The sequence below is a fragment of the Paenibacillus sp. Y5S-9 genome, assembly GCF_036894235.1.
Classification (GTDB): Bacteria; Bacillota; Bacilli; order Paenibacillales; family Paenibacillaceae; genus Paenibacillus.
The window spans coordinates 3,722,805-3,736,452 of record NZ_CP145887.1 but is presented as its reverse complement, the minus strand read 5'-3'; the positions used below and the strand labels follow the sequence as shown (position 1 = coordinate 3,736,452).

Annotated in this window: 15 protein-coding genes; 2 read left to right on the top strand and 13 right to left on the bottom strand. The window is 41.4% G+C overall.

The genetic code is table 11. The annotated features are described in order from the left end of the window. Nucleotides 1-286: 286 nt before the first annotated feature. Both V6669_RS16435 and V6669_RS16430 read right to left on the bottom strand, forming a co-directional pair. The gene (locus V6669_RS16435) at nucleotides 287-1,915 is read right to left on the bottom strand and encodes a hypothetical protein (RefSeq protein ID WP_338586974.1); all 1,629 of its coding nucleotides are present in this window, start codon (nucleotides 1,913-1,915) and stop codon (nucleotides 287-289) included. Next, nucleotides 1,899-2,645 (bottom strand): ABC transporter ATP-binding protein, encoded by a 747-nt coding sequence (locus V6669_RS16430; RefSeq protein ID WP_338586972.1) that lies wholly within the window; start codon nucleotides 2,643-2,645, stop codon nucleotides 1,899-1,901. The genes V6669_RS16435 and V6669_RS16430 overlap by 17 nt, the downstream gene beginning before the upstream one ends. Before the next feature lie 474 nt (nucleotides 2,646-3,119). Here V6669_RS16430 and V6669_RS16425 point away from each other — a divergent pair, with 474 nt between their 5' ends. Then, entirely contained in the window at nucleotides 3,120-4,082 is a 963-nt protein-coding gene (locus V6669_RS16425; RefSeq protein ID WP_338586971.1) for an NAD(P)-dependent oxidoreductase, read from the top strand. A 30-nt stretch (nucleotides 4,083-4,112) separates the two neighbouring features. Here V6669_RS16425 and V6669_RS16420 read toward each other — a convergent pair whose 3' ends face one another. The 6 genes from V6669_RS16420 to V6669_RS16395 all read right to left on the bottom strand — a co-directional run bounded on the left by V6669_RS16420 (nucleotide 4,113) and on the right by V6669_RS16395 (nucleotide 7,444). After that, the gene (locus V6669_RS16420) at nucleotides 4,113-4,598 is read right to left on the bottom strand and encodes a nitroreductase family protein (RefSeq protein ID WP_338586969.1); all 486 of its coding nucleotides are present in this window, start codon (nucleotides 4,596-4,598) and stop codon (nucleotides 4,113-4,115) included. A 17-nt stretch (nucleotides 4,599-4,615) separates the two neighbouring features. Continuing rightward, nucleotides 4,616-5,191 (bottom strand): nitroreductase, encoded by a 576-nt coding sequence (locus V6669_RS16415; RefSeq protein ID WP_338586968.1) that lies wholly within the window; start codon nucleotides 5,189-5,191, stop codon nucleotides 4,616-4,618. Between the two features lie 20 nt (nucleotides 5,192-5,211). Then, complete coding sequence (locus tag V6669_RS16410) at nucleotides 5,212-5,694, bottom strand: MarR family transcriptional regulator (RefSeq protein ID WP_017688279.1); 483 nt, start codon at nucleotides 5,692-5,694, stop codon at nucleotides 5,212-5,214. Between the two features lie 328 nt (nucleotides 5,695-6,022). Further along, a complete protein-coding gene (locus tag V6669_RS16405) occupies nucleotides 6,023-6,547 on the bottom strand; it encodes a DUF3841 domain-containing protein (protein WP_338586967.1) in 525 nt (174 codons plus the stop codon). Nucleotides 6,548-6,568: 21 nt separating this feature from the next. Beyond that, nucleotides 6,569-6,736 carry a hypothetical protein gene (locus V6669_RS16400; RefSeq protein WP_155985137.1) on the bottom strand — a complete coding sequence of 56 codons (168 nt, stop codon included), beginning with the start codon at nucleotides 6,734-6,736 and terminating at the stop codon, nucleotides 6,569-6,571. A gap of 558 nt (nucleotides 6,737-7,294) precedes the next feature. Beyond that, nucleotides 7,295-7,444: a hypothetical protein gene (locus tag V6669_RS16395; RefSeq protein ID WP_179086457.1), complete on the bottom strand. Its 150-nt coding sequence runs from the start codon at nucleotides 7,442-7,444 to the stop codon at nucleotides 7,295-7,297. 367 nt (nucleotides 7,445-7,811) lie between these two features. Here V6669_RS16395 and V6669_RS16390 point away from each other — a divergent pair, with 367 nt between their 5' ends. Continuing rightward, complete coding sequence (locus V6669_RS16390; RefSeq protein ID WP_338586966.1) at nucleotides 7,812-8,192, top strand: hypothetical protein; 381 nt, start codon at nucleotides 7,812-7,814, stop codon at nucleotides 8,190-8,192. Between the two features lie 147 nt (nucleotides 8,193-8,339). On the opposite strand, the gene V6669_RS16385 is transcribed toward V6669_RS16390, so the two are convergent. The 5 genes from V6669_RS16385 to V6669_RS16365 form a co-directional block, all read right to left on the bottom strand. Further along, nucleotides 8,340-8,615 (bottom strand): hypothetical protein, encoded by a 276-nt coding sequence (locus V6669_RS16385; protein ID WP_338586965.1) that lies wholly within the window; start codon nucleotides 8,613-8,615, stop codon nucleotides 8,340-8,342. 419 nt (nucleotides 8,616-9,034) lie between these two features. Beyond that, entirely contained in the window at nucleotides 9,035-9,997 is a 963-nt protein-coding gene (locus V6669_RS16380) for an amidohydrolase family protein (protein ID WP_338586963.1), read from the bottom strand. Between the two features lie 16 nt (nucleotides 9,998-10,013). Then, the gene (locus tag V6669_RS16375; RefSeq protein ID WP_338586961.1) at nucleotides 10,014-11,507 is read right to left on the bottom strand and encodes an ABC transporter substrate-binding protein; all 1,494 of its coding nucleotides are present in this window, start codon (nucleotides 11,505-11,507) and stop codon (nucleotides 10,014-10,016) included. A gap of 55 nt (nucleotides 11,508-11,562) precedes the next feature. Further along, entirely contained in the window at nucleotides 11,563-12,444 is an 882-nt protein-coding gene (locus V6669_RS16370; RefSeq protein ID WP_338586959.1) for a carbohydrate ABC transporter permease, read from the bottom strand. Between the two features lie 17 nt (nucleotides 12,445-12,461). Next, nucleotides 12,462-13,394: an ABC transporter permease subunit gene (locus tag V6669_RS16365; protein ID WP_036615375.1), complete on the bottom strand. Its 933-nt coding sequence runs from the start codon at nucleotides 13,392-13,394 to the stop codon at nucleotides 12,462-12,464. Nucleotides 13,395-13,648 lie beyond the last annotated feature (254 nt).

Below are 13,648 nucleotides of genomic sequence, written 5' to 3'. Positions count from 1 at the left end.
ACAAATAACTTTTTTAGCATAATCATCAACATATTTCGTGCTCAGATTACCTCTTTCCTGCAATAAAACAGGAAAACCTTTATCACAAAATACCGTTCTTCATGATCAAAAAAGCATTGAATCTCATCCCTCCTACTTTACATAGGCCTAGTGGGGATTGAGACTCAATGCTTTAAGCGGTTTTACCCGGGGATAAAAACAAGTATGATATCTAATTTGTAGCCTTTAATAGCTGAATTTTGTTGATGTATAACGTTAACTATCTCAACTCTTTGGAGTCTCCTTCTCATTTTACTCTAAAATTGTATTGAGCATATTTGGTTACGAGAAGGATAGCACTGGATAGATAGGCTAAAGTCAACACCATGATCACAGCGGTTAGTCCCCATAGTGGAGGACCTAGAAACATCGCCACAACAAAACCCAATGAAATAAGGCTGTTTACGAGTGAGAAAAGAGGACTATTGGTTTCCAACTCCGTTGTGAAGGGTTGAATTACATAGTATAACAACAGATGATGTACTGAGAAAAATACAGCCAGTGCAATGGTTATAACCCAGATAGGAAGTAGCAAACTGATATCCTGTCCCCCAGTTAATACAAGTATAGATACACTTACTACAGCTGCTAAACAAGAACCTAACTTTAGATTGATGCTTAATATACTTCTAAGTCGTAACAGAAAGTGCTGCTTCGCATGCTGACGGTAAAATGGATAGCGCATTAACGGCTTATCAACATGGTAGAATAGAGCCTTACAAATCTGGCTACCTACGGTCAGATTTAGCATGAACATAATGATTAAAGGTGAGAATCTTTCAATTGAATGTAGTGAAAGATGATCTTTGAAAATGAGTAACAACAAAGGTAGGAGTATGCCTATGATTATAATAGCCAATAAACGTCTGTGGAACGGTGCACGGAGGAGAGCGGTATGCCTGGTAACAAAAATTTCGTGTAATTGCTCGTATCCCTCTTTTTCTAATGTGCGCTGCTTGTTGACATGAAGGTTATACGAGGAATGCCTGCTAAGATCATGTTCTTTTGACTGAACCATTCTCTGTTGAAAATCAGCAATCCGTATTTCTGGATTTAACAATGGATCAGCGTGGTTTGTTACTGCGCGCACTGCAAATGTGAAATCCGTATGTTTTAGTAAAACATACCCACAGATAACCCCGGACAACGATATCAGTGTCACAAACCATGATTGGTCCAATATCACAGATCCAAATAGAGGAAGGTTCAGTTTTGTGAAAGGAAGGTAAGCCAAAGTCAGTGCCAGCAACATGCTCAAACTCGTAGCCCATGTTTTCTGTACAAGAATAATGCCTTTCCATTTAAATAATGCCAGATGTAAAAATTCACATGTCACTCGCCAAAAAGTCATAATTCCCACAATAAGCAATGCTTGAGTCATTGGAAATTTAAAAAGTACCGCAACCAGAGTCATTGCAATCGCTTGATAGAAGAAAAATGTCGTATACCGATAAAATAGCGTAGCTAGCATATATTTGGTTGGGTTTATTCGCATAAGTCGGATAGATGTATACTTCATTTTGTTTAATTCCAGCACTTTTGCACTCGTTACCCCAGCCATTACGCCACTTATGCAAAAATACATGTGAAGAAAAAGGTTAAAATGCTCCGTACTATTACCATTCTCCGTCCATAAGAGCATGGGCAATGCAAGCATTCCCCCGAAATACAATAAGCTTTCCAATAAACCAGCGACAAATAATAAAATAACCGCAATTGCACCGATTGTACGTTTCGTCCGAACAGCAGCATACGTTTGTTCACTGATTAAATGACCTACAAACGGTAACTTTTGTGTGAAATAGATCAAACGGTTGACCAGCGCAATCATCTGTAACTGCCATATGCGAGAAATTGTACTAATCATTCCCGTCATTGGCGTTCTCCTTCGTACTTCCATTTTGGCTTTCATGCCGTAATAATTCAATGACCTGCTCTTCAAAGTTGGGCTGAGTAAGGATTTCGGGTGAAATCCGTGTTAAACTCCCATGATTTAAAATAATTAACTCATCACACAGATCCGTTGCCAATTGCAATATATGGGTCGAGAAAATTAGGATATGATCTTTTTTTAAATCACGTAGCAATTGTTTCATCTCACTCGCAACGATGACATCAAATGAAGTTAAAGGTTCGTCCAACAGAATCACTGTAGGTTTCATGAGTAAAAATAACAACATTTGAACTTTATTTTTCATTCCATGCGAGTAATGTTTAATGAGCTTATGTCGGTCATCCTGCGCAATGTGCATCATATCAAACAGAGCATCAATATTGTTTCCTCGTCCTTCAATTACATCTACGTTCACATCAATAAAAAAACGTACAAATTCATATCCCGTCAGAAATTCTGGTAACAGTGGCAGTGAATAAACGTAGCCCACATCATCCATTTCCAAGTCACGCGATTTTGATCCGTTGACAAGTTTCATTTTGCCGCCATCCACTTGGATCTCGCCACCTAAACAATTGAATAACGTTGTTTTTCCGGCGCCATTTCGCCCAAGAAGGCCATAGATCTTTCCCTTTTCAAATTGAAAACTTAAATTAGCTAATACTTTTTTTTCACCAAAACTCTTCTCTACATTTTGTAATACCAATTCCATTTATTTGTTCCTCACTTTCGAACCATTTCGTTTGTTGTTTCACGTTCTTATTCATATCTAATAATTGTTTAGTTTTCATCCGTATCAATCCCTTCGATTTTTTTCATAAAAGGATAAGAATTAATATCCCTTTAAGAGGTGAATCGTCTCACTTGACCAATATAACTAATCTTGGAATAGACAATCACACTAGACTAGTATTCTATTTTGAACGATATAATTCCTTGTATTTACATACAAAAGAATATTTGATACAACACTATAAACGTTCCCTGCCAATATATTAATGCGTCATCTAAACAGTTCCCGGGTTAATCCCCACAGACTTCAATTTAGATTTGGCTTGATGCAACTGTTCCAAAATCGTTTTCTCCATTCCGGTTTAATAGAACGTGATGAGATTTTCTTGATAAAATTGTATTAAAAGGATAAAATGACGAGCATCAAACGGTTTTATTCGAGGAATGGTAGCTTATGAAAGGTGGTTTAGCAATGAAAATTCTCATCGTTGGCTATTTTAGCGAAACCTCAAAATCAAATATTGCAAGATGTTTTCCGCAAGACTGGAACGTTGTAATTGTTCCGCCCGGAAAAGAAATGCTGGATCATATTGAAGATTGCCAGGTAATCATTCCTGAACATATTAAAGTGGACCACAGCCTGCTTTCTAACGCAAAAAAATTAAAATTGGTACAGACAGGTGCAGGATTTGATAATGTGGATGTCCCTGCCTGTACACAGCGCGGCATTTGGGTGGCTAATGCTGGAGGTGTGAATGCACAGGCAGTGGCCGAACACGTAATGGCACTGATATTGTCTTATTATAAAAACATACCGTTTCTTGATACTTTCATGAAAAACAAGATGGATGAAAATCAATTGGACTATACAGGGAGTGAATTAAAGGGCAAAACGATTGGGATTATCGGTTTGGGTGCTATTGGAAAAAAAGTAGCTGCGTTTTCCAGGGTTTTTGACATGAATGTGCTGGCGTATGCGAGAAATGCCACTGCACAATCGGACGGTTTTGTGAAAATGACGGATTTCGATACTCTTGTAAGCACATCGGACATAGTCAGTGTACATATACCCTTGAATGAGCAAACCAAACAGCTGATCAACAAAGCGGTATTCAAAAAAATGAAAAATACCACTCTTTTTATCAATACAGCCCGCGGAGGCATTGTCAACGAAAGAGACTTGATTGATGCATTAAAAAACGGGGATATTTCAGGCGCATGCCTGGATGTGTTTGAATCTGAACCGCTTCCTATTGACAGTGAGCTCCGGAATCTGGGTAATGTGATACTTACTCCCCATACAGCAGGAATGCCTGATGGTCGGAAATTTCATAAAACAAGATATGATTTCTTTATAAAGAATATAAAACGTGTAGAAAATGGTGAGGAGCCTGAAAGCAAGCTCAATCAGTTATGATGTTTTGGTGCAATAAAATTGATCGCCACCCTACAGCAATTCAAAATGAAGTTGAGTCTCAGGTAACTCAGTATTTCCTTTCCACTGATTTGCACCGTACCCCAATTCCAGAACCGCAGCAATGCGCTCGTTACTCAGTACACCAAACCTTTCAGTACGGCTCGGGTCGTACATCCAGTCATGCAAGGTACAGCGTACGCCCAGACTCTGTTCATGAGCCAGTAAGCGGAAATTCTGAATTAGGCAGCAGACAGCTGCAAAGTCCTCTTCCCGCTTATGTTGATCCGCCTCTTCCTTCACCAAGACCAGAAGATATGCAGGGGCAGGCTCCTGTAATCCCTGCATGATGTCCCCATACCTGTTATCAGCAAAGATGAATCGCCACGGCTCTCGGAGGCCATCATTTGGCGCCCATACGGCATGATTTAGCAACTCAAGGATTAGATCCTGCGATACCGGTCGATCCAAAAACTCACTTGGACTGTCCATGGCTCCTTCCAGATCTGACAATTTCATTTTTACATCCTCCTCTTCTATGTAGACTGTCCTCGCAATACGGTCCACTTCTGCTCGGCTGGTGTTCTTTTCCGACTTCTTGGCGCTTTGTCGTAATACCCTATATGAAGAATACCAACGAATCTTTCATCCTCACGTAAGCCAATTCCATTGAAGAACCCTTCATGCTGAATCATGGACTCTGTATCCCACAACATTCCTAACCCTCGTTCCCAACCCAGCAGTTGGAAGCTCTGCATCGCCCCGCAAGCAGCCGCATAATTGCGGTCATTGGTCAGACGATTCGGTCCCACAGTCGACATAACGATGACGTGGGCAGGAATATCGGTAAATCTCTTTTTAAAAACATCCAGAAGTTTCCCTGGGATCAGCTTGCCGAGCTTGCTCTGGGACATCTGTTCCAGCATGCAGTCCACCAACCGTTTGCGTGCTTCTGGCGTTCCGGCATATACTACACGCCACGAGCCAGACTCAACAAATGGTTGAAGCCGTATAGCCTTACGCAGTAATTCTACAACTAACTCCTGGTACACCGGCGTAGAGTTACATTTACGAATACTCCTGCGCTCCCTGATCAATTCCGCCAGACTCATATGCTTCACTCTCCTTCGTTCTATCTGGATTCAATATTTATACTGCTGTCTTGAAGAAATTGATGGATTACTTTTAGCTCCGTTTCCGAATATTTGTCGAGAGTACGATAGAAGCGCTCAGCCTCATGTATATGCAGACGTTCATGCAGTTCAAAGATTTTTTTGCCTTGCGGTGACAACCGGAAATAGCTTTCCTTTTTGTTGTCGTTCATTTTCGTACGTTTGACGAATCCTTCCTCCAGCAGTTTGTTGCCAATTTTGGTGATACTTGCTTTGGACAAATTCATCGCCTCGGCAATACCCGTGTTGTTAATAGGCTCATGCTTGCCTATGCAATCTATCATATGAACCGCGGTCAAATGCTGAGGGATTTTCTCGATACTTTCTCGCTGGGCGATACTTAGGAAATGCTCGATTTCTGTATCCTTGTGGTTCTCATACACATGTAAAAAACGGATAAATTGGTCATAAAGTAACTGTTTTGTTCGATCTTTTGAGATCATTCTTTGATCGCTCCTTATTTACTTGTAAACAAAAATATTATATTAATAATAGAGTTTTTGTAATTGATTTCTTATATTTTGTTTACTGGTGAACAATATAACACGAATGATAATGCTTATCAACTATATTCTCTGACATTATGAATGATGAGTTTAGAGTACTAAACCACCAGATTAATGACTTTAGCCCTCACACAGTTAGGCTATTGGCCATATCCTAACTTGGAATTGTAAGCAACGATTAAAGGGAAGGATTTTTCAATGTTCCCCATCAACATTTGAAAAGAGGTCATGATATGTCTTATTTACCTTATTGTTATAATTGTTATTAGTATAACTTTGATTTACGACTAATATATTGCTCTACTCTCTTCACTTTTTCTAAGTAGATTCGTCCCGTAGTTCCCTGAAGCCATGCACCATTACCTGTCCAATTAACATCAACCGCTCGATTTAAATCAAAAATCCGCTCCCAACTTTCTTCTTTCGTCATTTCTAGTATCCCCTTATTAAACTCACCTTCTTCATGTTCATTATCAGAGCAAAATCCATTGTTCAGTACCAGGTTCCATCTATCAAGATCTGATATTAGTACATCTGTCTCCTTGAGATCAATGGTTAATCTTACGCATTTAGTTCCTCCCTCAAAATGTGCGGTAGATCTCATATCCGGCTTTTTGATCCATAGCCAGATTGGATACTCACCTTTATAATTAGGTAATCTTGTTTTCATTTGTTCCATCATCCATATGTATTGTTTTGGAAACATTAAGTGTTCAGAGCTTCCCTCCAAGTAACCTGTTTCTTGAGCTTGTTTCCAAACCTCTAATGTCTGCATACTCCAATAAATCATTTTCTTGGGTACCTCCTTGCTTTAAATTTCTCGCCAGTCTTCCCCATATTCTCTTTCTAACTCATCTTTAAATTTAAAGTATAGATCTTCAATTTCCTGATATACTTGCTCCTCTCGTAACTCCAAATCATTGTATCTAGCCTCGATCAAATAAAATAACAGAGCCTTTTCCCTAAATTTTAATTCCATCTTACGTGTCTCCTTATAAAATATAGTTCAACTAAGATAAGTTTTGGATCTCTCTGAAGTACAGATAAATCATCTTTTTTGCTTAATTCCTTAAACAAGTCCCGTTGCTCACCGCCCCCGTACTAAAGAACAAAATGAGCTCATACGTATGTAGCGCAAAGAAGAAATCCTGGATGTCGCCGTGCCCTCCTACTTTTGCACCGGACTCGCCCGACTCGCTATGCAAGCTATTACGAATGGGGCCTGATACGAACATGATCATTTTAAAAAGTGGTTATGAAATCGAATCCATCCGTAAGGCATGCCAAGTGGTGGCTGAATGCCATCGTACAATTGCCCAGGTCGCGTCCTTCTAGTCCATGGCATCGGCCGCATGACCTGCACGAGGAGCCAATGTATAATTGGTAATTGCACCATGATCTTGTCCCTCGACATCAATTCATAATGATAATGAAAAAACCTCAGCTCGGTTAACCGAGCTGAGGTTTTCGCATCAGGTGCTTCGAATATGCCCTAATTGGGACGATATAGTCGCACCTAAGCTTCTTCATAGTAAGGTCACGCTTGTGCTTTAATAACTTCAACCTTTTTATCACCTGATGATGCCTCTAACGTTGTTTTACCTTGGATAGCGACTATCACGCCAGTAGCCAGCATAGAAACGATTAAAGCTGCGCTGAGGGCTTTGGACATTTTCTTCTTGACCATTACCATACCTCCAATGTCTAATTACAATATTTAACTTTTTTGGGTAATCAATCTGGTGATTGTATTATAACGTACTGACAATGATTGTAAAAGGATTTTTTCCTACCTCTGGTTGCCCTCTATTGAGACTGAATATGCCAGTGAATTTTCCGTGGTTACATAAGTATCTAAATAACCTAAAAATGGTTTACAATTACGACATTAAATGTTACATTAATTTGAAATTGAGTAATTTAATAGATTCTACTGAGGTTAAGGATCTGGGGATTACGAAACTGAGGCAGTGTTTGCCGTTTAGCAGTCTGGTAAGTATGAATACGACGGTGGTTCTAAAACACCAATCATTCAACATTAGGAGGATATTCTAATGGAAACAAAATCACTAAAATTAATTACAGTTGGTGTGACTTGTGCTTTAGGGATTGGAATAGGAGTTTATGGCTGGGGAGCTGCATCTGCCGATACTAGTCCCTCTAAAGATCAAATGGAAATAAAAATCAATGATAACGGTCAAACATATGGTTCATTTATTTATCATGATGAAACAGAATTAGATCTAGTTAAGGCTTTTGGTGTAGACGGAACTGAAGGTTACATCAAGACTTCAGATATGAATCAAGATTTGCCACAAACTCCCGAAGAAGCAATTCAGAGTATGAATGAACCAAAAGTCGATAAGTATATAAACTTGTACGATAGCAACGAGAATATTATCGGAAAATTTCTACTCACTAGTTCAGAAGATTAACACTAAACTATACTACTCCCCCAAAAAAAGGCTCTCCATGATGATTGAGGGCACTTTAAAATGCCAACATCTATAAACAGGATACCCACCTCATTTCTGAGAAGGGTTATTCTGTTTTCTTTGCTCCTTGATCGGCTTCCTCGTTATCTACCGCAAAACCCGATTTTGCTCCTGAATTTCAGGTGATTGAAAGGCTAAGATATATCTTCCCACCGACGTTTTAATAACAGGCAATTTTTCTCCTTTTTCATAATGTGTCCTTGTCGGAAAACTACCTGGATTAATATGCGTGGCAAGAACGGAATCATCATTCAAGACACCGATAAAGATGGTTTCGCCAGTTAATGTCTTCAACTCGTCAGCAACTCGAAGAATACCTAGATTAAAATTAAAGTTTAAACTATGATCTTGAAGCTTACTCATTAAAACACTACAATGTCTTTGATTTCAATTGGCATGGCGCTACCATCCCCTCAATTACTTTCAATGAATCTCCCACTTAATCGGTTAATTTGACGATCACACTATGCATATCTTCTACAAAGTAATGGTGCGATCTATATTCTCTGCAACTCCTTCGAGATGATCTCTATTACGTCAAAGCAACGTTGCATATAACTTTTGTTCATTACATACACCCTCTGTTTAACCACCTTTCGTTTAATCTTAAAATGTCTCATACTACTTGAAAAGTAGGCACCTTTTTATTAGATAGGAACCAGAATGTAACTAATGGGTGTTAACAACAAAACAACCGTTTCAAGAACGGTTGTTTTGTTGTTACATTGTCATGACAGATTAAACTATTGTTTTGTAATGTTGAGTTATCGTTTCCTGTCATTTTAAATTAACTTTTTCTCTACATTAAAAAGCTTAGAAATGCGGGGAAATAGACGAAAGGCATTGCCATAAGCGATCGCCTTCGCGTTTTCTTCGCTGATCTGCTGTGCTTCATGGAATACTGACTCCCGCTGTATACGAAGGACGCTGTCCGCTGGCCAAGGTATGTCCGCTCCGAACAGAATCCGATCAGGCGCAATCAACTTTTGAATTGTGCCGAGGTTCAACGTGGAATCATAATAAAGGTGGTCCAGTTTGGCTATTTCAGCTTGAAATTGTTCCGGTGTTGTTTCAACCTGAATTGAATCTTGCCCGATGGCGGCAAGCGCAATTCTCCATTTGATATAAGGAACCATGCCCCCTGTATGGGGAAGAATGAACTGAATGGATGGATATTGGTCGAAAATGCGATGAACAGCCATCGTAGTGACGGCCCGCGTCGTATCGAAGGTGCCCTCAAGCAGCGCAGGACTAAGTCCAGCGATTTTTTGCGGTATGAGGATGGGATGCAGAAACACAACAGCACTGCGTCGGTCCAATTCGGTTAACAATTCGGTGTAATCCGGATGGCTTAAATATTTCCCCTGATAACTTGTCAGCATTGCAACACCATCCATCCCGAGAACATCAAGTGCATACAAGGTTTCTTCCATGGCTGCTGCGGGATCCGGGAGTGGAAGCGTTGCAAACGCACCATACCGCTCAGGATGAAGTTGAGCATACGATGCGAGCTCTTCATTCATTTTACGTGCCAATGTGTTGGCAGAAGATTGGTTGATGAACGTCAGGTCTGACGGGGCTGAAAGGAATGAAAACGAGATGTCACATACATCCATTTTTTGCATCCCGATCTCGGGCGTCCACTTCGGCATAAAACTTGGAATCTCCATTCCCAGCTCCCGCTGCTTTCGTTGCATTTCTTTAGAGATGATATGGTGGTGAACATCAATGACAGGATTAAACATACGTGATCAGCTCCTTCTATTTATTTTCAAGCCATTGGTTTAACTGGTTTTGCTTCTCCGTCAATATTTTCTCTACGCCTGCATTCTTTAGTTTGTCGAGATAAGCACCCAGTTCTGACGGGTCAAAAGTTCCTGTCTGAAAGCCTGCATCATACTGGTTTTGGACGTTGGCCACCGAGGTAATTTGTGTTTTGACTGGATTGATGTCGAAGCTGAAACCCATCGCCCTTGATTTGACGGCACTCTCGTTTTCGCCCCTCAACTGCTTCCACATGTCAGGATCATTCCCTTCCCATATATAGGACAGGAAATTGTTGCCCACGGCATATTGGTTTGAATCGTATCCTGTTGCAGTGACACCTTCCGGCTTGCCGATCAGGTCATTATCCTGCTTAACATAATGCTTGCCCTCAATTCCATTGGTAAACAGATTAATGACTGCTTCGTCCGAGTAAAACAGTTCCAATACTTGAATCGCCTTATCCGGCTGCTCACTGTTCCTTGCCAAAGACATCATGTTCGAAGCTACGCTATTACGCGTCATATACGAGTCCTCAAGGGGTACGCATACAAGTTCAGTCCCAGCCGCAAGTGATTCCGAGTAACACTCATTGATATTCCGGATATACGAGAAGGCTTTGCCTGCCTTGATCAGATTGGACCCCGTTTCCTGTGACGTTGCGACGTCTTTGCTGAAATAACCTTTTTGATACCAATCACGCATCAGGTCAGCCATTGTGGAGAACCGAGAAGTCGCAAAAAGATTCTGCACGGTGAAGTCCTCCCCGCCAAAATCCAGTACGCCAGGTGCTGTTCCCAATGGATCATAATTCAGCATGGCTTGTCCGGGTGTTTCCTGCGAGGTATAGCTAACAATCGGCGTGACACCCGGCTCATTGTCCTTGATAAGCTGCAATACAGCAGAGATATCATTCCAGGTTTTTATGGCGTTAAGGTCAATATCATGCTTATCGGCAAGTTCTTTGTCCATCACAAAACTGGGAGAAAGTGCCCAAGCTTTAATGCTGGGAACGCCATATGTTTCGCCATTCATCTTCCCGGCTTCTGCGGCTTCCTCCGGAACAGCCTCCAGTATCTTTTTACCAAATTCATTCAACGATTCGTCCATGGGCAGTAACTGTCCCCTGCCGATTTGAGATTCAAGGCCGAACCAAACGCTGGTATACACCAGATCCAGTTTCTCGCTGCCCGCCAGCATCAAGTTCATTTGATTGGCATAGTTCGATCCATTAACAGGCAAGAGCTTCACGGTGGCGCCTACCTTTTCCGCTGTAATATCACTGATGGCTTCCTGAATTTCCTTAACATCCGTTACATCCCCAAAAGCCGGATACGTCATGACCACTTCATACATGTCTGTTGCTGAAGCTTTCCCAGGTTCTGCTCCCTCCTTACTATCTGGATTTCCGCATGCCGTCAACAATAGAGGGGCCGCACAAATTAAGGACATTACCCTCAAGAAACCCGCAGGCAATCTTTTTCTGAACATCTTCATTCCTCCCCATGTTTGCTTTTGGATGAGACATCTTGGATACGAAGCATGACTAACCTTTTACGGCACCAATGGTCAATCCCTTGACGAAGAACTTCTGGAAAAACGGATACGCTGCGATCAGTGGCAACACGCCGATTACGGCAATAGCCATTCTCACACTGCCGAGAGGTACGGATGAGACAACAGCAGTCTGGCCAGACAAACTGTTTTGCTGCAAGTACTGGACATCAGACAACATTCGATTAAGCAGGTTTTGAATGCTGTAGAGGCTTCCATCATTGATGAAGATCAGACCGTTAAACCAATCGTTCCAATACGAAATCATGAGCATCAGACCAATGGTTGCCAGGCTTGGGAGAGCAAGCGGGAGAACGATTTTGCAATAAATAACCCATTCGTTGGCTCCATCCACATAGGCTGACTCCACGACTTCGCCGGGAATGGATGTGGAAAAGAAACTGCGCATCAACAAAATGTAGAACCCGTTGGTCAGTAAATTCGGGATGATTAGCGACCAGATGGTATCTTTCAAATGGAAGAGGTCCGTATAAACCAGGTACATGGGCACCAGCCCCCCATTGAAAAGCAGGGTGAAAAATACGAAGAATGACAGGAACGAACGAAATGGAAGCACATTTCTGGATAGCGGATAAGCGACCAGGGTTGTAATCAACAATCCAACGATTGTGCCCACGACCGTGATGAACGTCGTAATTCCATACGACCGCAGAATCAACGAATATTGATTAAACAGATACACATAAGCATCGAAGCTGAATTGAGCCGGTAACAAACGATAACCATCCCTGATAATGGCTTGTTCCTCGGTTAGGGAAGCGGATATCAGAAGTATAAACGGAAACACTGCAGCGATTCCCATCATGATGAGCACAAGGTGAACAGCCATTTGATATATCCTATTTGAATACATGTTGTCCTCCCCCTTAGCTAAAACAGCGCCAAATCCCGGTTTTTGCGACGAACGATCGCATTGGTCGTTAATACTAACAGAAAACCGACAATGGACTGGTACAGTCCGGCAGCGGATGACATTCCAAAATCCCCAAAAGTCATCAATCCACGATAAACGTATGTGTCAATGACATCGGTAGTCGTTTGCAGTGCACCCGAATTCAGCGGAACCTGATAGAACAATCCGAAATCGGAATTGAAGATGCGTCCCACTGCAAGAAGCACCATAATGACCATCGTGGGTTTAAGCAGAGGAAGGGTAATGCTCCAGACTTGCCTCCACTTGGATGCTCCGTCCAGCGTAGCGGATTCATAATATTCTTGGCTGATGCCTACGATTGAGGCCAGATAAACAATGCATGTATAACCGACGTTTTTCCACAGATATACGACACTTAATATAAAGGGCCATTTACCGGAATCCGCATACCACGACACGGGGTCAATCCCCAGCAAAGGAAGCACGTAATGGTTGACGAATCCGTTTTCCTCGTTGAGCAATGCCAGAACCAAGTAAGCGACAATAACCATTGAGATCAGATAGGGCAGCAAAATGATGCTTTGGTACAGTCGGGAGGCGAATCGCTTCTTTACCTCGTTCAACAATACAGCCACAGCTATGGAGAGCACTGTTCCAAGCACGATAAATGCGCCGTTGTAGAGTAACGTGTTACGGGTAATCACCCAAGCATCCTGCGTTTGGAACAGATAGGCGAAATTATCGAAGCCTACCCAGTCACTTCCCCAGATTCCTTTTGCAAAATTGATATCTTTGAACGCAATCACAATGCCGAACATGGGCAAGTAATTGTTGATGAACAGATAGACGATGCCTGGTAAAATCATGACCAATAACAGCCCATGCTTTCTAATGTTTTGAATGCGGTTTGCATGGAAACCTCGACGCATGTCTCTCTCCCCCTGTTCGTAACAATGATGTTTGGTTTGTGTAACTCCTCCAATATCCCTCCTATTCTATTAATGTCAGTTTATGTGACTTAAAATTGTTCTTATATGAATAATACGATGTAAGTAAGCCTCAGTCATTGGTGTGATTCACTAAAAAAAATGATTTCATTTGGATTGTTACACCAAAAGAAAATCCTATTTCAATTTAAATGCAATGTTTTATGACATACACTGCATTAAGCGACGTTTTATAC